Source organism: Comamonas thiooxydans, assembly GCF_002157685.2.
GTDB lineage: Bacteria > Pseudomonadota > Gammaproteobacteria > Burkholderiales > Burkholderiaceae_C > Comamonas > Comamonas testosteroni_H.
The window spans coordinates 1,650,322-1,672,577 of sequence record NZ_AP026738.1; the positions used below are offsets into that span (position 1 = coordinate 1,650,322).

The 22,256-nt window shown below is 59.1% G+C and carries 18 protein-coding genes, 1 other RNA gene and 1 pseudogene; 6 read left to right on the top strand and 14 right to left on the bottom strand.

Going from position 1 to position 22,256, the window contains the following annotated elements; all coding sequences use genetic code 11:
- Nucleotides 1–66: 66 nt before the first annotated feature.
- The 5 genes from CTR2_RS07545 to gyrA all read right to left on the bottom strand — a co-directional run bounded on the left by CTR2_RS07545 (nt 67) and on the right by gyrA (nt 8,292).
- The gene (locus tag CTR2_RS07545) at nt 67–2,127 is read right to left on the bottom strand and encodes a bifunctional 3-phosphoshikimate 1-carboxyvinyltransferase/cytidylate kinase (RefSeq protein ID WP_087085916.1); all 2,061 of its coding nucleotides are present in this window, start codon (nt 2,125–2,127) and stop codon (nt 67–69) included.
- A gap of 108 nt (nt 2,128–2,235) precedes the next feature.
- Nucleotides 2,236–3,132: a prephenate dehydrogenase gene (locus tag CTR2_RS07550; protein ID WP_087085915.1), complete on the bottom strand. Its 897-nt coding sequence runs from the start codon at nt 3,130–3,132 to the stop codon at nt 2,236–2,238.
- The gene (gene pheA, locus CTR2_RS07555; protein WP_003067663.1) at nt 3,132–4,232 is read right to left on the bottom strand and encodes a prephenate dehydratase; all 1,101 of its coding nucleotides are present in this window, start codon (nt 4,230–4,232) and stop codon (nt 3,132–3,134) included. The genes CTR2_RS07550 and pheA overlap by 1 nt, the downstream gene beginning before the upstream one ends.
- Nucleotides 4,233–4,354: 122 nt before the next feature.
- Nucleotides 4,355–5,464 (bottom strand): 3-phosphoserine/phosphohydroxythreonine transaminase, encoded by a 1,110-nt coding sequence (gene serC / locus CTR2_RS07560; RefSeq protein WP_087085914.1) that lies wholly within the window; start codon nt 5,462–5,464, stop codon nt 4,355–4,357.
- 131 nt (nt 5,465–5,595) lie between these two features.
- Nucleotides 5,596–8,292 (bottom strand): DNA gyrase subunit A, encoded by a 2,697-nt coding sequence (gene gyrA, locus CTR2_RS07565; protein ID WP_087085913.1) that lies wholly within the window; start codon nt 8,290–8,292, stop codon nt 5,596–5,598.
- A 229-nt stretch (nt 8,293–8,521) separates the two neighbouring features.
- On the opposite strand from gyrA, the gene ompA reads away from it, so the two are divergent.
- From ompA to CTR2_RS07590, 5 genes are all read left to right on the top strand, one after another.
- Complete coding sequence (gene ompA, locus CTR2_RS07570; RefSeq protein ID WP_003077020.1) at nt 8,522–9,166, top strand: outer membrane protein OmpA; 645 nt, start codon at nt 8,522–8,524, stop codon at nt 9,164–9,166.
- Nucleotides 9,167–9,249: 83 nt separating this feature from the next.
- On the top strand, nt 9,250–9,963 hold the full coding sequence (gene ubiG, locus CTR2_RS07575) for a bifunctional 2-polyprenyl-6-hydroxyphenol methylase/3-demethylubiquinol 3-O-methyltransferase UbiG (RefSeq protein ID WP_087085912.1): 714 nt from the start codon (nt 9,250–9,252) through the stop codon (nt 9,961–9,963).
- Nucleotides 9,964–9,968: 5 nt separating this feature from the next.
- A complete protein-coding gene (locus CTR2_RS07580; protein ID WP_012837600.1) occupies nt 9,969–10,628 on the top strand; it encodes an HAD-IA family hydrolase in 660 nt (219 codons plus the stop codon).
- A gap of 18 nt (nt 10,629–10,646) precedes the next feature.
- Nucleotides 10,647–11,023: a transfer-messenger RNA gene (gene ssrA, locus CTR2_RS07585) on the top strand.
- A gap of 218 nt (nt 11,024–11,241) precedes the next feature.
- Complete coding sequence (locus tag CTR2_RS07590) at nt 11,242–12,492, top strand: tyrosine-type recombinase/integrase (protein WP_012837638.1); 1,251 nt, start codon at nt 11,242–11,244, stop codon at nt 12,490–12,492.
- Nucleotides 12,493–14,224: 1,732 nt separating this feature from the next.
- On the opposite strand, the gene CTR2_RS07595 is transcribed toward CTR2_RS07590, so the two are convergent.
- A complete protein-coding gene (locus tag CTR2_RS07595) occupies nt 14,225–14,407 on the bottom strand; it encodes a hypothetical protein (protein ID WP_123974922.1) in 183 nt (60 codons plus the stop codon).
- A 177-nt stretch (nt 14,408–14,584) separates the two neighbouring features.
- On the opposite strand from CTR2_RS07595, the gene CTR2_RS07600 reads away from it, so the two are divergent.
- On the top strand, nt 14,585–14,722 hold the full coding sequence (locus tag CTR2_RS07600) for a hypothetical protein (protein ID WP_019043395.1): 138 nt from the start codon (nt 14,585–14,587) through the stop codon (nt 14,720–14,722).
- A gap of 252 nt (nt 14,723–14,974) precedes the next feature.
- Here CTR2_RS07600 and CTR2_RS07605 read toward each other — a convergent pair whose 3' ends face one another.
- The 8 genes and pseudogenes from CTR2_RS07605 to CTR2_RS07645 form a co-directional block, all read right to left on the bottom strand.
- Nucleotides 14,975–15,625, bottom strand: a complete 651-nt coding sequence (locus CTR2_RS07605; RefSeq protein WP_012837641.1) for a hypothetical protein — start codon at nt 15,623–15,625, stop codon at nt 14,975–14,977.
- Nucleotides 15,626–15,930: 305 nt separating this feature from the next.
- Nucleotides 15,931–17,055, bottom strand: a complete 1,125-nt coding sequence (locus CTR2_RS07615; protein ID WP_012837642.1) for a porin — start codon at nt 17,053–17,055, stop codon at nt 15,931–15,933.
- 123 nt (nt 17,056–17,178) lie between these two features.
- A complete protein-coding gene (locus CTR2_RS07620) occupies nt 17,179–17,415 on the bottom strand; it encodes a type 2 periplasmic-binding domain-containing protein (protein WP_012837643.1) in 237 nt (78 codons plus the stop codon).
- A gap of 90 nt (nt 17,416–17,505) precedes the next feature.
- Entirely contained in the window at nt 17,506–18,480 is a 975-nt protein-coding gene (locus CTR2_RS07625) for a Bug family tripartite tricarboxylate transporter substrate binding protein (RefSeq protein ID WP_012837644.1), read from the bottom strand.
- A 342-nt stretch (nt 18,481–18,822) separates the two neighbouring features.
- Entirely contained in the window at nt 18,823–19,575 is a 753-nt protein-coding gene (locus tag CTR2_RS07630; protein ID WP_034358988.1) for an IS5 family transposase, read from the bottom strand.
- Between the two features lie 44 nt (nt 19,576–19,619).
- Nucleotides 19,620–20,546: pseudogene (locus CTR2_RS07635) on the bottom strand (IS481 family transposase).
- 138 nt (nt 20,547–20,684) lie between these two features.
- A complete protein-coding gene (locus CTR2_RS07640) occupies nt 20,685–21,179 on the bottom strand; it encodes a bacteriohemerythrin (RefSeq protein ID WP_012837647.1) in 495 nt (164 codons plus the stop codon).
- A gap of 65 nt (nt 21,180–21,244) precedes the next feature.
- Nucleotides 21,245–22,207, bottom strand: a complete 963-nt coding sequence (locus CTR2_RS07645; RefSeq protein WP_012837648.1) for a PDR/VanB family oxidoreductase — start codon at nt 22,205–22,207, stop codon at nt 21,245–21,247.
- Between the last annotated feature and the right edge of the window lie 49 nt (nt 22,208–22,256).

Consider the following 22,256-nt stretch of genomic DNA (forward strand, 5'->3'; position numbering starts at 1 on the left):
AGAACCTGGCATCAAGGGCCAACAAGCCAGATGGAGGGCCGGCCTTGAAACTTCAAGCTTGAAATTTCAAGGACGACCGAACGGCTGGCGTTCCTGCCACCACGACAGCACCTGGGCAACCACTTCTTCAATGGTCATCTCGGAGCTGTCGAGCTGCAAAGAATCCTCGGCGGGCTTGAGCGGAGCGGTGCTGCGATTCATGTCGCGGGCGTCGCGCGCCTCAAGGTCTGCCAAAAGGGTGGACATATTAGCTGAAATTCCTTTGGAAATCAACTGTTTATATCGGCGCTCGGCGCGGCACTGGGCAGATGCCCACAAATAGACCTTCAGCGGGGCGTGAGGGAAGATGACCGTACCCATGTCGCGGCCATCGGCAACCAGCCCGGGCAGGGCCTGGAAGGACAGCTGCAGATCCACCAGCGCGGTGCGCACGGCAGGCAGGGCCGATACGCGCGAGGCATTCATGCCGGCTTCTTCGCTGCGAATGGCCAGGCTAATGTCCTCGTCGCCGAGCCAGACACGCTGCTGCGCATCGAAGCGCACGGGCATGTCCAGCGCCATCTCGGCAATGGTTTCCTCGTTCGATTCGTCAAGCGTCATGCCGGCACGCGATGCGGCCAGGCCGGTGATGCGATACAGCGCGCCGGAGTCCAGCAACTGGTAGCCCAGGGCCCTGGCGACTTCTGCGGCAATCGTGCCCTTGCCGGAGGCCGTGGGCCCATCGATGCAGATCACGGGAATATGCTCGCGCTCGGCTTCGCTGACGGAGAACAGCGCCTCGAAATAGTCGGGGAAGGTCTTGGCCACACATTTGGGGTCTTCGATGCGCACGGGCAGCTTGGCCGGGTTGAAGGCCGCCAGGGAGAAGCACATGGCGACGCGGTGGTCGTCATAGGTGTGGATGCTGGCCGCTTTCCAGGCGGTCTTGCCGGCGGGCGGCGTGATGCGGATGTAGTCAGCACCTTCTTCCACCGAGGCGCCGAGCTTGCGCAACTCGATCGCCATGGCGGCAATGCGGTCGGTTTCCTTGACGCGCCAGCTGGCGATGTTGCGCAGCGTGGTCACGCCGTCGGCATACAGCGCCATGGTGCCCAGCGTCATGGCAGCGTCGGGAATATGGTTGCAATCGAGGTCGATGGCCTTCAGAGGCCAGCTGCCACGGCTGACCTGCAGCCAGTTGGGGCCGCTCTCGATCTGTGCGCCCATGGCCTGGGCGGCCTCGATGAAGCGGATATCGCCCTGGATCGAGTCCTGGCCCACACCCAGAATGCGGATGCTCTTGGGCTGCGGCGCATTGTCTGCATCCGCATCATCGGTGGTGCCGGTGGCAATCGCGCCCAGTGCGATGAAATAGCTGGCGGAGGAGGCATCGGCCTCCACATGGATGGCACCCGGTGACTGGTAGCGACAGCCTGCGGGGATCACGAAGCGCTGCCAGCTATCGTTTTTCACGGCAATGCCGAAGCGCGCCAGCAGCTCCAGCGTGATGTGGATATAGGGCTTGGAGATCAGCTCGCCCACCACTTCGATGGTGATGTCGCGTTCCTTGGCCAGCAAGGGCAGGGCCATCAGCAGCGAGGTCAGGAACTGACTGGAGACATCGCCGCGCACCTTGATGGATTCGCTGCCTAGCTGGCTGAAGTCGGGCTGGCCGATCTTCAGGGGCGGAAAGCCTTCATCCTTCAGATAGTCGATCTTGCAGCCCAGTTGGCGCAGCGCATCGACCAGGTCGCCGATGGGGCGTTCATACATGCGGGGAACGCCTGTCATCTCGAAGTCGCCGCCCAGCACCGACAGCGCCGCAGTCAGCGGGCGCATGGCCGTGCCGGCATTGCCCAGGAACAGTGTCGCCTTGGTGCCGGCTGGCAGCTGGCCGCCGATGCCGGTGACGTCAATCGCCTGGCCGGGGGTGACGGCATCGGGACTGATCCGGCAGCCCAGCTGCTTGAGTCCGGCCAGCATGACGCGGGTGTCGTCCGAGTCCAGCAGGTCGTGAATGGTGGTGGTGCCCTGGCTCAGCGCCGCCAGCAGCAGCACGCGATTGGAGATGCTTTTGGAGCCGGGCAGGCTGACGCTGCCGTTGGCGGAGTCCAGTGCGGGCAGGTCCAGAAATTCGGTGGTGAACATAAAACTCTCGTAACCCCCTGTGCAGCCTGGCTGCTTCGACACCAGGGCTGCGCGGTTGCCTCTGCCCTGTGTCTCTGGCGGTTGGGTGAATAGATCGACGCCGCTAGTTTAAGAGCCTCGCTTGCCGCCCATGGTCCATTCGGCGCGTGCGGCACTGGCCAGGGTCAGGCGATCCTGCAGTCCCTGGCCATCGTTGGCTTGCATCAGCCCTTCGAGCTGCTCCAGTGCCTGGCGGAACTGGCGAGACTGGGCCAGCACCTGATCGCGGTTGGCCAGCAGCACGTCGCGCCAGAGCTTGGGGTCGCCGGCGCCTATGCGGGTGAAGTCACGGAAACCGGGGCCGGCCAGCGCCAGCATATCGTCGGCGCCGGGCTGGCTCAGCACGCTTTGCATCATGGCAAATGCCAGCAGATGAGGCAGGTGGCTGACGGTGGCGAGTGCGCTGTCATGGGTTTCGGGCGACATGGCCGTGACCTTGCAGCCCAGGGCCTGCCACAGCGCCTGGGCCTTGGCCAGATGCGCGGTCAGCGTGCGCTCCGTCGGGGTCAGCACGACCTGGGCACCCTGGTAGAGCTTGACATCGGCGTGCTCCACGCCGGCCACTTCCTTGCCGGTGATGGGGTGGGCGGGCACAAAGCTGCCGATCTGGTCGCGCAGCGCCGAGCGCGCGGCCTGCACCACGTCGACCTTGGTGGAGCCCACGTCCATGATCATCATCTGGGGCGTGACCAGATGCTTGATGGACTTGAGCGTGGCCTCGGTGGCCGCCACGGGCACGGCCAGCAGCACCAGATCGGCACCGGCAGCCGCCAGCAGGGCGGAGGGTGCCTCCACGTCGATCACGCCCATCTGGCGGGCGCGCTCGGTGGTCGAGGGCGATTTGCTGTAGCCCACCACGCGCTTGACCAGGCCGGCTTTCTTGAGAGCCAGGGCGAACGAGCCGCCCATCAATCCGCAGCCGATCAAGCCGAGCTGCTCGAACGGCTGCAATTCCTGAGTCGCCATCACTTGCTCACCGGGTAGGTGCCCAGCACCTTGTAGAACGCGCACAGGCCCTGTAGCTCCTGCAGGGCGGCGGCCACATTGGCCTGGGCCGGGTGGCCTTCGATGTCGATGTAGAAGTAATACTCCCATTGGCCGGTGCGGGCCGGGCGCGACTCGAAGCGCGTCATAGAGACGCCATGCTTCTTCAGCGGCACCAGCAGGTCATGCACGGCACCTGCGGTGTTGGGCACCGAGACCACCAGACTGGTGCAGTCGCTGCCGCTGGGCGCGGCCGTGGCCAGCGTGTGCGGCAGGCAGATGACGGCAAAACGGGTACGGTTGTAGGCATCGTCCTGGATCGCATGGCTGACGATGTGCAGGCCGAACTGCTGGGCAGCGCGCTCACCGGCAATGCCGGCCCAGTTGGGGTGCAGGGCCGCCAGGCGTGCGCCTTCGGCATTGCTCTCCACGGGGCGGCGTTCGGCATGGGGCAGATGCTTGGACAGCCAGCCCTGACACTGGGCCAGAGCCTGGGGGTGGGCCGCCACCACCTCGATGCCGTCCAACGTGTTGCTGGTGCGCATCAGATTGTGACGGATCAGCATGCTGACCTCGCCCACCACATGGCAGGGCGTGTGCAGAAACATGTCCAGCGAGCGCGTGACCACGCCCTCGTTGGAGTTCTCCACGCCCACCACGCCGTACTGGGCGCTGCCGGCGGCCGTGGCGTGAAAGACTTCCTCGAAGCTGTTGCAGTACATCAGGTCGGCCGCGCCGCCGAAGTACTGGATCGCCGCTTCCTCGCAGAAGGTGCCGGCCGGGCCGAGCACGGCCACGCGCTGGGGGGATTCCAGCGCCAGGCAGGCCGACATGATCTCGCGCCAGATGGCGGCCACATGCGCGCCCTTGAGCGGGCCGGGGTTGTTGGACTTGATCTTCTCGATGACCTGGGCCACGCGGTCCGGGCGGAAGAAGGCCGAGCCTTCCTTCTTCTTGAGCTCGCCCACCTGCTCGGCCACATGGGCGCGCTGGTTGACCAACTCCAGCAACTGGCGGTCCAGGGAATCGATCTGGTTGCGCAGCGACAACAGCTCGGGGCTGGCTTGGGGTTCTTGGCTCATGAATCTCTCAAATTTCGTAGCTGCTGGCGCTGGTTGCACAAGGAATTCAAACCAATACCTTGGTGAAATACTTGCAGATCAAGCGGTGGCAGCTCATCTTTTTACAAGGCTAAGGGTGGGGCTCAGGCCTGACGTTGCTCGAAGTCACGCATGTAGTCGACCAGCGCCTGCACGCCTTCGATGGGCATGGCGTTGTAGATGCTGGCGCGCATGCCGCCCACGGACTTGTGGCCCTTGAGCTGCAGCAGACCGGCCTGTTTGGCGCCGGCCAGGAAAGCGTCGTTGCGCGACTCATCATGAAGGAAGAACGGGATGTTCATGCGCGAGCGGCAGTTCGCGGCCACCTTGTTCACATAGAACGAGGACTGGTCCACATAGTCATAGAACAGCTTGGCCTTGGCGATGTTGCGCGCTTCCATGGCTGCCACGCCGCTGAGGCCGCCTTCGGTCTGGCGCTTGAGCCACTGGAAGGTCAGGCCGGCCATGTAGATGCCCCAGGTGGGAGGCGTGTTGTACATGCTGCCGTTGTCGGCCACGGTTTTGTAATCAAACGCCGAGGGGCAGACGGGCAGCGCATGGCCCAGCAGGTCTTCGCGCACGATGACGATGGTCAGGCCGGCGGGGCCGATGTTCTTCTGCGCGCCGCCAAAGGCCAGGCCCACGCGGCTCCAGTCGATGGAGCGCGAGGCCACATGCGAGGAGAAGTCTATGACCAGAGGTGCATCCGAGCCCAGAGCCTGGAGGTCGGGCAGCTCGTGGAACTCCACGCCGTGAATGGTCTCGTTGCTGCAGATATGCACATAGCTGGCGCCACGGCTCAGATTCCAGCTGCTGGCGGCGGGAATCGTGGTGTAGTTGCTGTCCTTGGCGGTGGCGGCCACATTGGCGTCGCTGGCGTACTTGGCGGCTTCCTTGGCTGATTTCTGGCTCCAGCTGCCGGTCACCACAAAGTCCACCACGCCGGCGCGCGACAGGTTCATGGGCACGATGGCGTTTTCGGCAATGCCGCCACCCTGCATGAACAGGATCTTGAAATGCGCGGGCACGGCCAGCAGCTCGCGCAGATCGGCTTCGGCGGCTTCGTAAATGCTGATGAATTCCTTGCCGCGGTGGCTCATTTCCATCACCCCCATGCCGGAGCCGTGCCAGTCCAGCATTTCGGCGGCTGCGGTTTGCAGCACTTCTTCAGGGATGGCGGCGGGGCCTGCGGAGAAGTTAAAAGGGCGGTTCATCAGATTTACGCTCAAAACATATGAAAGCGCTTGTCTAGCTTGCGCTTTCAGCTATCAAAATATTCAGCCACGGACATGCGTGCATGTCGCGTGGCGTCCGGTCCGGGTCGGGCCAGCCAGGGGCTGGTCGATCAGGAGGCGTCGCCGGACTCGGCTGCGCCTTCGGCGCCGGCGCTGCCGGAGTCTTCGGCTTCGTCGTCCTCGCCAGCACTGTCGTTCGCATCATTTTCGACGATGCGCTGCAGGCCAATGAGCTTGGCACCTGCGTCCAGATTGATCAGCGTCACGCCCTGTGTGGCGCGGCCCAGTTCGCGGATCTCCGCAACCCGCGTGCGTACCAGCACGCCGGTGTCGGTGATCAGCATGATCTCGTCCTCGGGCGCCACCAGGGTGGCGGCCACGACCTTGCCGTTGCGCTCGGACTGCTGGATTGCAATCATGCCCTTGGTGCCGCGGCCGTGGCGGGTGTATTCGCTGATGGCCGTGCGCTTGCCGTAGCCGTTTTCGGTGGCAGTCAGCACGCTTTGCGAGCCGGCCACCACATTGCCCGTGCCGTCGTCGGCCTCGGCGACCAGCATGGCGATCACGTTCTGATGCTCCTCGATGTTCATGCCACGCACGCCGCGCGCATTGCGGCCCATGGGGCGCACATCGTTCTCGTCAAAGCGCACGGCCTTGCCGCCGTCGCTGAACAGCATCACATCATGCTTGCCGTCGGTCAGCGCTGCGCCGATCAGGTAGTCGCCCTCGTCAAGGCCCACGGCAATGATGCCGGCCTTGCGCGGGTTGCTGAACTCGGTCAGTGCCGTCTTCTTGACGGTGCCCATGCTGGTGGCCATGAAGACGAAGTGATCTTCGGGGAAGCTGCGGTTTTCGCCGGTCAGCGGCAGCACCACGTTGATCTTCTCGCCTTCCTGAAGCGGGAACATGTTGACGATGGGGCGACCACGCGAGCCGCGCGAACCCGATGGCACTTCCCAGACCTTGAGCCAGTACATGCGGCCGCGGTTGGAGAAGCACAGCAGATAGTCGTGCGTGTTGGCAATGAAGAGCTGGTCGATCCAGTCGTCTTCCTTGGTCGCCGTGGCCTGCTTGCCGCGGCCGCCGCGCTTTTGCGAGCGGTACTCGGACAGGGGCTGGCTCTTGATGTAGCCGGTGTGCGAGAGCGTCACCACCATGTCGGTGGGTGTGATCAGATCTTCGGTGGACAGGTCTTGCGCGCTGTACTCCACGGTGGAACGACGCTCGCCCTTCTTGGACTGACCGAACTCGGCCTTCACGGTGTTGAGTTCTTCGCCAATGATGATGGAGACGCGCTCGGGCTTGGCCAGGATGTCCAGCAGGTCTTCGATGACCGCCATGATGTCCTTGTACTCGGCCACGATCTTGTCCTGCTCCAGGCCGGTCAGGCGCTGCAGACGCATCTGCAGAATTTCCTGGGCCTGGGTTTCGGACAGGCGGTACTGGCCGTTTTGCTGCATGCCGAATTCGACTTCCAGGCCCTCGGGGCGATAGTCGTCGGCATTGACCACACCGCCGTCGGTGCGCGTGCGGGTGAGCATCTCGCGCACCAGCTTGCTGTCCCAGGATTTTTCCATCAGCGCGGCCTTGGCCACGGGAGGTGTGGGAGCGTTGCGGATGATGGCGATGAAGTCGTCGATATTGGCCAGTGCGACGGCCAGACCTTCCAGCACATGGCCGCGGTCGCGCGCCTTGCGCAGCTCGAACACGGTGCGGCGGGTCACCACTTCGCGGCGGTGCTCCAGGAAGACCTGGATCAGATCCTTCAGGTTGCAGAGCTTGGGCTGGCCGTTGACCAGGGCCACCATGTTCATGCCGAAGGTGTCTTGCAGCTGGGTCAGCTTGTAGAGGTTGTTGAGAACCACCTCGGGCACTTCGCCGCGCTTCAATTCGATCACCAGGCGCATGCCGGACTTGTCCGACTCGTCCTGGATATGGCTGATGCCCTCGATCTTCTTTTCGTGCACCAGCTCGGCCATGCGCTCCTGCAGCGTCTTCTTGTTGACCTGGTAGGGCAGCTCGTCAACGATGATGGACTGGCGCTGGCCCTTGTCGATGTCCTCGAAGTGGCACTTGGCACGCATCACCACGCGGCCACGGCCGGTGCGATAGCCTTCCTTGACGCCGTTGATGCCGTAGATGATGCCGGCCGTGGGGAAGTCGGGCGCGGGAATGATCTCCATCAGCTCGTCAATGGAAGCCTCGGGGTTCTGCAGCAAATGCAGGCAGCCGTCCACTACCTCATTGAGGTTGTGCGGCGGGATATTCGTGGCCATACCCACGGCAATACCCGAGGAGCCGTTGACCAGCAGATTGGGCAGGCGGCTTGGCAGCACCAGCGGCTCGCTCTCGGAGCCGTCGTAGTTGGGGCCGAAGTCCACGGTCTCCTTGTCGATGTCGCCCAGCATTTCATGAGCGATCTTGGAGAGGCGGATTTCCGTGTAACGCATGGCGGCGGCGCTGTCGCCGTCCACCGAGCCGAAGTTGCCCTGGCCATCGACCAGCATGTGGCGCAGCGAGAAGTCCTGCGCCATACGCACGATGGTGTCGTAGACCGCGCTGTCGCCGTGAGGGTGGTACTTACCGATCACGTCACCGACAATACGCGCCGACTTCTTGTAGGGGCGGTTCCAGTCGTTATTGAGTTCGTGCATGGCGTACAGAACGCGGCGGTGCACGGGCTTGAGGCCATCACGCGCATCAGGAAGCGCCCGGCCCACGATCACGCTCATGGCGTAATCGAGATAACTGCGACGCATCTCCTCTTCAAGGCTGATGGGCAGAGTTTCTTTAGCAAACTGGGTCATGTCTAGTGATACTTTGACGGCTGGAAAACAGCCATTTTAGGTCGAATGGCGTGTGGCAGCAGAGCAACATAACTGAGGAATTACATAGCTGTCCTACTTGTTGGTGCCTAGTTGACAACACTCTTGCATGTTACGTATGGCACAATCATTTCAACGTTTTTGGTGATGGTCACTGATGACGTCCACAGATTCGCAGCCCTGCTGCGGCTTTTTCCCCAAGAGGAGAACCATGAAGAAACTGAACAAAGTGGCGATGTTGTTTGCCTCTGCTGCCCTCGTGACAGCCGCTGGCGCACAAGTGAAGGCTGCTGACGGTGGCAAGACTATCGACAACTGGCAAAACGGCACCAGCGAACTGGTGTGGAAGAACGGCACGAACGAACTGTGCTGGCGCGATGCCAACTGGACTCCTGCTACTGCCGCTGTTGATTGCGACGGTGCTCTGAAGGCCCAGGTTGCTGCTCCCGCTCCCGCCGTTGTGCCTCCCGCTCCTGTGGCTCCCCAGCCTGCAGTGGCATCTAAGGTTACCTACTCTGCTGACGCTTTCTTCGACTTCGACAAGTCCGTGCTGAAGCCCGCAGGCAAGGCTAAGCTGGATGACCTGACCGGCAAGATCAAGGACATCAACCTGGAAGTCATCATCGCCGTGGGTCACACTGACTCCATCGGTTCCGATGCTTACAACCAGAAGCTGTCGGTGCGTCGCGCTGAAGCTGTGAAGGCTTATCTGGTGTCCAAGGGCATCGAAAAGAGCCGCGTGTACACCGAAGGCAAGGGCAAGAAGCAACCCGTGGCAGACAACAAGACTGCTGCTGGCCGCGCTCAAAACCGTCGCGTGGAAATCGAAGTTGTGGGCACCAAGGCTGCTCAGTAATCTTTCGATTGCTACACAAAAAGCCCCGGTAACGGGGCTTTTTTTATGCCTGATCCATTGCGGTAATCGCGGACAATTGCACCATGAGCAACACTATCAATGCCGACCCGGCAGAACTGGAAAAATTCTCCAGCCTGGCCCATCGCTGGTGGGATCCCGAGAGTGAATTCAAGCCACTGCATCAGATCAACCCCCTGAGACTGGACTGGATCAACGCCCAGGCCCCATTGGCGAGCCAGCGTGTGCTGGATGTGGGCTGTGGCGGTGGCATCTTGGCAGACTCCATGGCGCGCAAAGGGGCCAAGGTGGTGGGGATCGATCTGGCAACCAAGGCTTTGCGCGTCGCGCAGTTGCATGCTCTGGAGGCGGGAACGCCCAATATTCAATACCATGAGGTCAGCGTCGAGCAGCTGGCGCAGGAGCAGCCGGCCAGTTTTGATGTGGTGACCTGCATGGAAATGCTGGAGCATGTGCCCGATCCAGCGTCCATCGTGCGGGCATGTGCCCAGCTGGTCAAGCCTGGTGGCTGGGTGTTTTTTTCCACCATCAATCGCAATGCCAAGGCCTTTGCGCTGGCAATTGTGGCTGCCGAATATATGCTCAAGATGATTCCCAAAGGGACTCATGAGTACGCCAAGTTGCTGCGCCCAAGCGAGTTGGCTCGCTTTGTGCGCGAAGCCGGCCTGGATGTGCAAGGCAGCAAAGGCATGGAGCACAACCCGATCTCGGGCCGCTATTGGCTTAGCAATGACACCTCGGTCAATTACATGCTGGCAACACGCCGCCCTCAGGAGTGACAGCCATGTGGAAGCACGTTAGAGCCGTTCTTTTCGATCTGGATGGCACTTTGATCGACAGCGCTCCTGATCTGGGTGCTGCGGCAGACAAGATGCGTGTGGACCGTGGCATGCCATCGCTGCCACTCCATGCCTATCGCCATATGGCCGGGGCCGGGGCTCGTGGAATGCTGGGTATTGCGTTCGGCATGACGCCTGAGTCTGCAGGCTTTGCGGAAATGCGCGAGGAGTTCTTTCGCAATTACGAGCAATGCATGACCGAGCGCACCTATGCCTTTGATGGCGTGCCCGAGTTGATCCGGGCATTGGAAGCCGGCCCGTTGTTGTGGGGGGTGGTGACCAACAAGTCCATGCGCTTCACCGAACCGTTGACCCGTCAGATGCCCTTGTTTGCCCAGGCTGCGGCCGTGGTGAGCGGGGACACGACGCCGCATTCCAAGCCTCACCCCGAGCCTCTGTTTGAAGCCGCGCGACGCATGCAGATTGCTCCCGAGCATTGCATCTATGTCGGGGATGACGAGCGCGATATCCAGGCGGGTGCAGCAGCGGGCATGAAAACTGTAGCTGCACGCTATGGCTACCTCGGTGCGACAGCAGATACGGTTCATTGGGGTGCTGATGCACATATCAATTCACCGCTTGAGCTGTTGAAGTTGCTGGGATGAGGCTAGAATAGGCACTAAGGGGCTGTCCTGGTTTCGACGTGGGTTCGGGACCGGTGCGGTGCATGTCGAGCTTGAGTGACGCTCGTAAATCTCCATTCAAAAAACTAACTGCAAACGACGAACGTTTCGCACTCGCCGCTTAATCCGGTGAGCCTTGCAACAGCACGCTAGTGGGCTGGGCAAGGGGGTAGCAATACCTCCCGGCTGCAAGGGAATTTACATTAGCTGGCTGGATACCGGGCTTCTTGGTATTTGGCGAGATTTTAGGAAGCTGGCTACCCAAGCAGCGTGTGCCTGCGGGGTTTGGGTGGCGAGATTTAAAACAGAGCACTAAACATGTAGATCTGTCCGGCGAAGGCTTACGGACGCGGGTTCAATTCCCGCCAGCTCCACCATCCACCTGTACAAAGGGGTTCAATGAAGTTCATTGAACCCCTTTTTCTTTTGAGAAATCAATGACTTATCGTCTTTTTATGTCTTAAGTGATTTCATTGCTGCCAATGCATAGAGGGGGAACAGTTGGGGGAACAAGCGGGGGTAATGGTAAATTTACCCACTATTGTTCCCCCTTTCCCCTCTGGGGGAGGCCTTTGTGAGAGGATTTGTTCCCCCTATGTTGACTGATGCACAGTGCCGAAACGCAGTTTGTTCCCCCGGTGCCAAGCGAGAGCGTTTTTCTGACGCAGGCGGCCTTTACCTTGAGGTCAGCCCTGCAGGCTCTCGACGCTGGTTCTGGAAGTATCGAAAAGATGGTAAAGAGGGGCGCCTGGCGTTAGGCCGCTATCCGGAAGTTAGTTTGACTGCTGCTCGGAAAGCTAGGGATGCTGCTCGGTTGCAGAAGTCAGAAGGCATCGACCCCGCTAAGGCACGCAAGCTGGAAAAATTGGTCAACCCAACTGGGGTAGCTGACACATTCAAAGCGGTGGCGCTGGAATGGTACGAAAAGCAGGTGCCGCGCTGGAGCCCAGGTCATGCTGAGCGAATGCATCGTCAACTGGAGCGCGACTTGTTCCCGTGGATTGGTGAACGGGAAATGGCGCAGATCCAGCCCATGGAGTTACTCGCTGTGCTACAGAAAGTGGAAGCGCGCGGGGCTGTGGAGACCGCTGACCGTGCACTGATGTTGGCGCGGCAGGTCTGGCGCTACTGGCTACCAACAGCCAGCAATACTCAACGTGACATCACCGAAGGCCTGAAAGCTCGATTGACTCCATATCGAGGCACGAACTTTCCTGCGATTGTGGAGCCCCAGCGCTTTGGGGAGCTTCTGCGAGCCATGTACGCCTATAAAGGTGGACCCTTTGTACGCACAGCTCTTTTGTTAGCTCCTTTGCTTTATCAACGCCCAGGTAATCTTCGGATGATGGAGTGGGCAGAATTGGATCTGGATGCAGCGCTTTGGAAGATCCCTAGCGCCAAGATGAAGCGTAGCGTGCAGGAAAAAGAAAATGGGGAACCGCATGTGGTGCCACTGCCAAAGCAAGCTGTGGCGATGCTGCGTGAATTGCTGCCGCTTAGTGGCCGTGGACGATATGTATTCCCTGGTCAACGTGACCACGACCGCCCAATGTCCGATAACTCTGTGCGTACAGCTCTGTACAGCCTGGGAGTTGGCGAAGAGCAAAGCTGGCATGGTTTTCGAGCGAGTGCCAGAACCATGTTGGTCGATCAGCTTGACCTTGATCCGCTGGCGATTGAGGCCAATCTGGCGCATGCCGTCAAGGATGCCAACGGACGTAGCTACAACCGGACGAAGTACTTGGCAAAGCGCTTCGATCAGGTTCAGCAGTGGGCTGATTACTTGGATCGCTTGCGCGAGGGTGCTGCCGTGATCGAGTTTCCACAAAAAAACAAAGTTATGTGAGACAAGCCAGCGAATAGGGCACTGGATTGTGTGTTATGAGTGGATGCTTTAGCAGCATGATTTTGCGCCCGCGACCGATCAATGTGTCGTACTACGCTTTTACGGCGACGCCTAAACCCCAGATCATGGAGCTGTTTGGGCGAACGGGCACGGACGGCACGCCCGTGCCCTTCCATGTGTATTCTGTGCGCCAAGCCATTGAAGAGAAGTTCATCTTGGACGTGCTGCGTGGCTACCCGTGCCCGGGGTCGGTGTTACCTCCAGTGAGCTTTTAGCTCCCCAGTTGCGTACCCCGGTACGCCGCGGAACGGATTCGCGCGCGCTTCTCGCTCAGGCCGGGGTGGATGAGTCAGTCATTGAGGCGATGTTTGCTGATGGCGTGGCAAGTGAGCCCTGAATCGCCCCGGGTCGGAGTGATTCAAAGCCACCTTTTGCTCTCCCACTGTACTGCACCATCTCGCAATCAAAGGTTGCGTGGTTGGGAGGCAACAGTAGAAGCTGAGGTGGTACCGGCGCTGACAGCCTACTGCCCCGGCCTGAAATGGTTATGTAGCCCGTGCACACTTCAATGAGGGATTGCCGGGTGACATAGCGAACCAGGTCGTCCAGTAGTTCTGCGTTCAGAATTTTCTTAGCGTATGCGGCTACGTATCGAGCCGCTCAATCCAGCAGGTGTCAGCTTCCTGTCCATGCACTTTTCGAGCGTCTCTGAATGTGGGGTTGTGTGGATGCAGCCCATATTTGATGAGGTCTTGTAGCATGGCCGTCCATCGGCGCATGCTTTGTCAAAACCCGTAAGCGCCTGCTGCATGCTTTTGACGGGACTCTGTGTGTACTGCTCCATCCAGGTCTGTGCGTTGTATGAGCCAAATCTACCGCGTAGGCCATTGTGACCACCGGAACTGATTCCGGGGCTCCATGAGGTATTGCCACTCAGTGCCAGCACGACGGAAACTTCAAGCTCGCAATTCTGGCTTTGCGGGTTCTCTTGCCGGCATCCGGCAAATGCCCCTTCGATGGCCGCGGCTGGTGTCTTGGCGCAAGCGCCACCCCAACGAGAACCGCCCGCGTTGCTAACTACAGCTCCCCAGGCCGGGCCAATGCACTCCCGGCCTGCCAAGAGTTGATAGGTGGCGGGGCGCAGATAACGGTCGTTTGCCCGAGCGGCTTGAACCCGAGCCACAGCCTCTTGTCCACTGGAGGCTGAAACCATAATGGGAGCGTCCTGTTCGAAGCCGCTCTCAACGACGAAATAGATGTTGCCGGGCTCCATGTCCGAAGGCCAAATGGGGCGCACGCTATCGTTGGCATTTGTCACTGGGCGCGCGGCCTTGCGGCCGCTCCCGTTGATATCCGGGGAGAGGGGATTCGCGCTGCTCGCCTGAGCTGACGGGCGTTCAGCGTCTTTCAACGGGTCGCAGTTTCTGCCCCGGGCTCGCTTGCATTCTGATGAAAGTTGGCGATACGAGTCGAGAAATTCTTTTTTGTGAGCCTCTGTGGCTTTTCCGCAGCCTCTGTTGGCGTATGCGTACAACTTCGCGGCACGCGCAGTGTTTACCTCAGGGGTATTCGGAAGGCTATTCATTCCCTCCAAATCTTTGGCCATGATTTCGCAGCCGTGAGGCGACGCATGAGAAATGTCATTTGAGGGGGATGCGTGAACTAGTAAGCCGGTCCAAAGCAATACTGCGATTGCAAGTAGGTAACAGACCCTCATCCTCATTGCCTCCAACTAGGAACGGCCAGAATCTAGCTGGACGTTTTGTAAACCAAATACCGCATTCATGGGAGCCCGCGGCGACCAGCGACTGGGCTGCAACTGGTGGTTCTTGGTGACCAACTCGGCCAGCATGCGGTTGGGGACCTCGGCCATCGCCGCGGAATCCATCGCCTGCAGCGTCTTGGGGTCGAGCATTGCGCGGTCCTGCATTCGAGGACCGATTGTGCGCAACCGAGGAGGCAGGAAGCCTCGGGCATATGCCGATTGCCCGGCGGCTGGAATCCGGCACGGGCGAACCGATGAAGTCCATAGGCACGGGCGGGGGCAAGCCTGGGAAGACCCGGAAGACCGACTCTCCGTCATCATCAAAAGATGAACGAAGTGTTCTCGGGAAACCTTTCAGATGCCGATTTCAAGGGCTACATCACCATGTTGATCGGCAAGATGGTTGATGACCCATCCCTTCAGGAGCAAGCGCAGGCCAACGATACGGTGGATGCCATTTGCTAATGGCGCATACGAAACCAAACTCAATAATGCAGTGGTGGACGCTTTAGAGAGTCATTACAGTATGGTCGATCAAGCTTTGCGACATGAAAAGGTGTTCAAGGGCTTGGCGAATCTGTTAGTGGCAGAGGTATATCGACAGTTGCGCGAACCTGTTTCCGCACATGCCACACGTTAATATAAAAAAAAAGAAGTGTATTCATGGATGCCCAGCGCACTAGGCGCTGGGCATCCATAACGGGTGTGCTTTAGGGCTCAGCCCTCGCTGAGTGCTCGCCAACCGTTCTCAGTCTTGCGCATGGTGATCTTGCCCTTCATCTGAAGCTGCTGATCTTGCAGCCAGTACAGGACGTCCTGTGCCTTGGCGGCATCGTTGCGGATCTGAAGCAGCGCAGGATACAAAAACTTGGTGGAGCCTCCATTCGGGCATCCTGCAACGTACATGGACCAGACGCTGTCTGTCACCTTGTTGTAGATGGTGTTCGTGGGCTGGTCGCGCTCTTGCTTTTGCCGTGCTTCCTGCTCCATCGCATCGAGCGCCTGCATCTTCTGGCGCAGGCTGCTTGGCAGCGGATGCTCGTTTTCCCACTGGATCAGCGCTTTCCGATATGCGTCTTCTTCCAGGAAACCCATTCCCGGTGGATTGTTGAAGTTGAAGTCTTCGCGACGGGGGGCGCTGCTGTTGTGTTCCTTGCGTAACGCCAGGATCTCAGTCTTGAGCGTTGCGATTTGCTGCTGGTCGGCCTTTCCGGCATCCTCCCAGGCTTTCACGCGGTCACGCTCCTCCTGGTAGGTCTGGCGCATGCGCTTCAAGGTGTCGGGGTCCTTGAGCTCGATGTCGTACGTGAATTCGACACGGTAATGACCATCCTCTTCATAGCCGTTGGTCTTTTTGATGTGCGTCACCTTGGCGTTCTCGCAGGCGGCGAACGCCGTCGCTATGTGGTGGCGGTGTCCCTGGACCCAGCCAGTCGTGGCGGTTCACGCTTTGTCCATCAAAAGCTGAGGGTCGGGGACGTCATCCAGATTAGCGGACAGCACAATCATTTCCCCCTGGTCGAGACTGCCTCCCATAGCGTGTTGGTGGCCGGAGGGATCGGCATCACGCCTGTTCTTGCCATGCTAAGGAGGCGGGATGCCCTGTGCAGGACGGCGCACCTCTAGGCGCAACAAAGCATTGAAAGGATGCTTTGTTGCGCCTAGGGCGGCCCTCAGAAGTTGTGCCGGACTCCCATGTAGATATTGCGCGAGCTTCCGTTCGCCGAGCCGACTAAAGTTGCTGGAGCTTGAGCAGTTCCGGTGCCCAGTACATACTGCGATCCGTTCTTGTTGGTAATCCGTGCGGCGCCAAAGTAGAGACGCGTTCGCTTAGACAGGTCATAGTCACCGCCAAGGGCAATCCAATTGGCATCGCGATTGCCAGTCGAGGTCGTGTAGTCGGAACGGTCGTTAACTCGAGTGAACTGGGCAATGGCGGTGAACGGCCCGAATGGCACGCGTACGCCAACGTTGGTCAGCCTGAACTCGCTCCTTGAAGTCCCAGGCATTCGGGCGATGGTGCCGGTGCAGGTGCTGCAGGAGTTCTTTTCAACCGTCGTACCGAAGAAAAACTTGGCGAAGCGGGCATCATAGGACCCCCCAAGCACCATTGCCGAGACCTTGCCTGAAGCAGCGTTGTCCGCGCCATCCTGCTGTTGGAAGCCAGCATTGAGGTCAAAGCTATCAACCTGATAGCGTGCAGATACTCCGTAACCGCGACCGATCGTCGCGGACTTCTCGCCAAAGGAATACTGCCCGCGCACCTCAAGGCCACCCCAACGTGGGGATACATAACTGATGGCGTTGTCCTGGCGCGCCGCTATCCCCATCGGCAACACCTGACGCTGCGTTGTTGTGTTGATGTTTCGGGTGAGCGACAGCAGCCCGCCCGCCCCCTCCCAGATGAAGGCATCCACATTACCCTGTACTGAATAGTAGGGCGTAGGAATGCGCCCCATCTGCACGGTACCGAGCCTTGTATCGCTGAGGCCAACCGATGCTTCGCGCCCGAACGCACGGCCGCCTTGGGCCAATGTACCTTCATCGAGATAGAAGCCTTGCTCTAGGCGAAAAACGGCGGAGAGCCCTCCTCCCAGGTTCTCTACACCTCGGAAACCTAGGTTACTACCAGCACTGCCGCCCGAATACACGCGACTGATGCTGGAGCCGCCCGAGCGGGGCGAGTCGACGCCGGAGTCCATGCGTCCATAAATGGTGACATTTCCTTGCGCGTTTGCAGCTCCGCAAACGTTGAGCAACACAGCGCATGCCACAGCATGCTTGGCTAGTCCGATCATTGGTGCCTCCTTCATTTTGTTTGGGGCCTTTGCCCCAATTCCTCTTCTTCACAATGCGCTTGATTCTTTACGGGCAGCCCTACGCGCAACCTTCCAGCATCCGCATGAGTGGCTGTTAGCTCATCACTCTGGTTGGACTTCTGCCCGTGTCAGCACCGCACGAGTTTGTTTGAGCTCTTCTTCGATGTTCTGGGCAAAGGTTGTTGGGGACTCCCTGGTCGGCAGCACGCCCAGCGTTTCCAGGCGCTGCTTTACGTCGGGCAGTTCGGTGACTTTGCGCAGGGCATCGCTCAGATGGGCGAATTCCGCCGCAGGCAAATCCCTGGTGGCCCAGAAGCCATAGATGCTCTTGGTCGCCACGCTCGGATCCCGTCCCTCGGCGGTGGTCGGAATGAGCCTGAGCAGGCCCGACAGCCGCGTTTGCGAGGTCGTCGCAATAGGCTTCCGGTTCTATTCCGGTTTCAGGTTGGCCAGCTTGGCCGCTGCAATGACCCGGCTATTTTCAGATGCGAGCTTTGCCGCCAACTCGGCAGGACCTCCAGCAATGGAGTCGACTCCTGCTTTTTCCAGTTTGCTCTTCACTTCGGGATCGTTGACGGCTTTCTTGACCGAATCGCTGATCCTGTTCCGATACGCCTCAGGCGTTCCTTTCTTGGCCAGCATGACCACGGTAAAGCCAAAGTCGAAGTTCTTGGCGTACTCGGAAATGGCAGGAATGTCCGGATTGGCCTTGCTGCGAGCCAAGGTGTTGGTCGCCAGTATTCTGGCCTTGCCACTTTGGACGAAGCCCGTCAGGTTCGGGGGGGAGGCGAATGTTATGTCGACTTGGTTGCCGATCAGTGCCGGAATGGAGGCGGAGCTACCCTTGAATGGGACATGCTTGACATTGATGCCCAGCGAATGGGCCATGGCCTCTGCCGTCAGGTGGTGGATTGAACCGATTCCGGAAGACCCGTAATTCAACTCGCCAGGATGCTCTTTCGCATATTGAATGAAATCCTGCATGTTCTTGAAGGGGGCGGAAGAGTTCGTTACCAGGAGCAGAGGGGCCACACCGACCAGGGAAACGGGATCCAGATCTCTCTGGGCATCGTACTTGAGGTTCTTGATAATGATCGGAGAAACCGCTAGCAGAGGGCCGTCCGTAACCAGGAGGGTATGACCATCAGCAGGGTATTGCTTGATGGCCGTGACGGCGACGCCGCCGCCGCCGCCGGGCTTGTTTTCGACAATTACCGGCTGCTTGAGGTCTGCCTGCATTTTCTCGGCTAGAACCCGGGCCACGGTGTCCGGCAGTCCCCCTGGAGCGTAGGGTATGACCAGCTTTACGGGCTTGTTCGGGAAATCGCTATCAGCATAGGCAAAGATTGACAACGCCTGGAGGGCAATTGCAGCCGATATTTTCAAGAAAGTTCCTCTTGTCATGACATGTCTCCTGATTTTTGTGATTTCTTACGGCACCGACGCCATCCGCTCATGTACCGGCATTAAGATGTCCGCACAATTCCTGTTTAAAAAATGACATGCACATTTGCAGCCAGCAGCAACGATGTCGGCATGCGGGCGACGCAGATTGATGCGAAGTCGGGCTTGGCCACCTCTTCTAGATGGTGGAGGCAGCTTCGGCTGCGGCGCACAAAATCTTGTTCTCTGCGTCGCAACTGCTTCTCTTCATTGACATGCCTCACCTCTATTTTATTAGACGTCTAAAATTATTATTAGAGGGCTAGCGTGATTTTTGGTCGGTGATATCCCTAGGGCTCGTCATCAATTGAGCCAGACGACAGCGGCCGCAAGGTGGATCCCTCCCAAGAATGCCGCTGCCGTTTTGTCATAACGCGTGGCAATGCCCCTGTACTGCTTCAACCGCGCAGAGAAGTTCTCAATGAGATGCCGCTCTTGGTAGACATGGCGGTCATACCCGCGCTGAGTTTTGCACGTCCGAATACTGGGAATGACAACCTGCTTGCCCTGGCGCAGCAGTGGTTCAACCACGCGTTCATGGGCGTCATACGCTTTGTCGGCAATCACGGCTTGCGCGTCGGTGCGCGCAAGCCAGACATCTGCACCTTCCAAATCCGATGCCTGCCCTGCTGTGAGATGGAAACCAGTGGGGTTGCCAAGAGCGTCAACGGTGGCATGGATCTTGGTGCTCAAACCTCCTCGGCTGCGACCGATGGCTTGGCTTTGCCCCCTTTTTGCACCCGCGCTGTGCTGATGGGCACGCACGATGGTTGCATCGATCATGGCGTACTCGTTATCAGGCAGCGCACTGAGTGCTTCAAACACCCGCAGCCACACGCCCGAGCGGCTCCAGCGCATGTGGCGCAGGTGAACGACTCGAAAGTCGCCAAAGCGCTGGGGCAGATCGCGCCAAGCAATACCGCAGCGATAGCGATACAGCACAGCGTCAACAAGGAGACGGCTATTTTTGGCAGGAGCGCCCACATGCCCGGCCCTGCCAAGAAGTAGGCTTTTGATTTGCTCCCATTGGGCATTGGTCAGTGCATGTCTACGAATGACGCTACTGATAACGTAGCAACTATCGTATTAGATGACACGTCCTAGTTGTTTAGTCCCGGCATTTGATGGATTGGATCAATCCTGAAGCGTTTGGGCTCGGATGTCCACTGCTTGCAAATGAATTCATACGGGGTCAAGCCCTTGAGCGTCTTGAGTCTTCGGCCGAAGTTGTAGGCATCGATGAAGTCCGCCAGATGCTGTCGTAGCTGCTCGTGATCGTCGTAATGGAAGCGTTTGACGGTAGCTTCTTTGATGGTCCGATTCATTCGCTCAACCTGGCCATTAGTCCAGGGATGCTTAATCTTGGTGAGGCGATGTCCAATGCCATGTTCAGTGCAGACGCGGCCAAAAATGTGATCGCCAGCGTACCGATCGCAGGCACGGTTCGCAAACTGGATACCGTTATCGGTCAGTACCGTATGGAGGGCGTATGGCACTACCTTGATCAGATTGCGCAAGAACTGTGCAGCAATCATCTTGCCGGCCTTGGCATGGAGTTCGGTCATTGGCCACAAACAGATAGAGCTTGCCTTCGGCTGTTTGCACCTCGGCAATGTCGACGTGAAAGTAGCCGATGGGGTAGATCTTGAACTTCTTCTTGGCAGGCTTGCCGCCACCCACCTCTGGTAGCCGCGAGATGCCATGACGCTGCAGACATCGATGCAGCGAGGAGCCGTCAGATACGGGATGGTCGGTTGCAGTGCATAAAGGCAGTCGTCCAGTGGCAGCTAGGTATGCCTGCGAAAGGCGACGATCGCAGCCTCATCCTCAACGGATAAAACGGTGGAGCGCGGCCGCCTCGGCCCTGTTGGTAGATCGGTGACCGAGGCCCGCTTCTTCCACTTCGCCACCGTCTTCTGATTGATGCCATAGCGCGCAGAAAGCGCTCTCAGGCTCTCTTGACTATTTTGTATTGCTCGACGGACTGCCTCTGCCGTTGTGGCGCTCCCGTGCAGAACCTGGCCCATAGTGCTTCCTTCCATTCAAGGTAAAAGATTGCACCATCAAAACCTGGGATCAAATAGAGCATGGATCCCGCGTTCTGGTGGGGATATCTGGGTCTTGGCTTGGGGAGAGGGGTGTCTCGGATGCTCCTTGGAGCACTGTCAAAGCTTGCGTCGCAACACGATGGGCTTGCCGCCCATATTCAGCTTGGTCATCCAGGCGGCCAGTGCGGAATCCAGATAGTCTGCATGACCTGGGAACCACTGGAAGAGGGCCATGCCGATATCCTGGACTATGTCGGCGCCGGCTTGTCCTTGTGCAACAGCTTCCTTGACCTCGCGGACCGACTTCAGCACTGCTGCATGCTCGTCGAGATGGCAGTCCCGAGGAGGGAAGTTCGTGGTGCGCATCCATTCATCTTCCTGCTCGAAATGGCTGATGGCATGCTGCTCGAACTGTTCGATGGCCTGGGCGGCATTCTTCTCCGTGCAGGTCACCAGTTTCAGCGCAGTCGCGTAGAACTCCTCATGCACATCATCCATGGGCGTAAATCCCAGTAAGCGTGCATCGGTCCAGGCGAGACTGTTGTCGTCGACCGGCGTGGGTGCACTGGCATCCCGAGCCCTGGTGGCTGAGGTAGAAGTCTGCTCATCCATGTTCAATGTCCCTTGTTATGTTGGTAGGCCAATGCCTGGCCGTGCCAACCGAAGTGGCTGGTGGCTCAGAGGTCCAGTACCAATTCCGCAGATTTTGCACGCGATACGCAGACCATAATCTGTGCATCCTTTTCATCGTCCCGTAGCACGAGATCCCGGTGGTCCGCTTCGCCCGAGCACAATCCTACCCGGCAGGAGCCGCAGGTACCGCTTTCGCAGGAGCTTGCCACGCGCACGTTCGAGGCACGCAGAACGTCCAGAATCGAGCGGTCGCTCGGAATTTCCAATGAGGTGCCGGTGCGCTTAAGCTGCACCGTGAATGGCGTGTTTTCCTTTGTGTTGGCATTGCCGGCGCCGAAACTTTCAAAGTGAACGGTGCCGGACGGCCAGTGGCCTGTCATGTCCTGAACGGTATCCATCAGCGACTGCGGTCCGCAGCAATAGACATGTGCAGCCTTGGGACGCTCGAATAAGGCCCAGAAGTCGAATGCTTTCGCCGGGTCGCCGAAACTGTGGTGGATCTTCACCAACGAGCGCCATTCGTCGCTGCTGAGCTCGTCGAGAAAGGCCGTGCCCTCTGGATCCCGAGCCAGATAATACAATTTGAAGTCCCGCAGGCCTTCCGCCTTCAACTGGCGTGCCATGGACAGCATGGGCGTGATGCCGATGCCGCCAGCCACGAGAATGAACGACTTGGCGCGTTCATCAAGCGGAAATTCGTTGCGCGGCAGAGAGGCTTCGATCGAATCCCCTGCGGATGTGTCGTCGACCAGACTCATCGAGCCGCCACGGCCATTGCTGTCGCGCTTCACGGCGATGACATAGCGATTGCGCTCTTGCGAGTCGTTGCAGAGCGAATAGCTGCGGCGCATGCCGTTGGGGGCCACCAGCGTCAGATTCGAGCCAGCCTCGAACGGGGGCAGCGGCGCGCCCTCTGGATGGGTAAGTTCAAAGCGCCAGATGTCGCGTGCAATCTTTTCCTTCTCCGCGATCTTCAGACGCAGAAAGCCGCTTTCCTGGGTGGTCATGCCTGTCTTCCTTTACTTGCTCGACAATATTTGCAATTCTATTATTAGA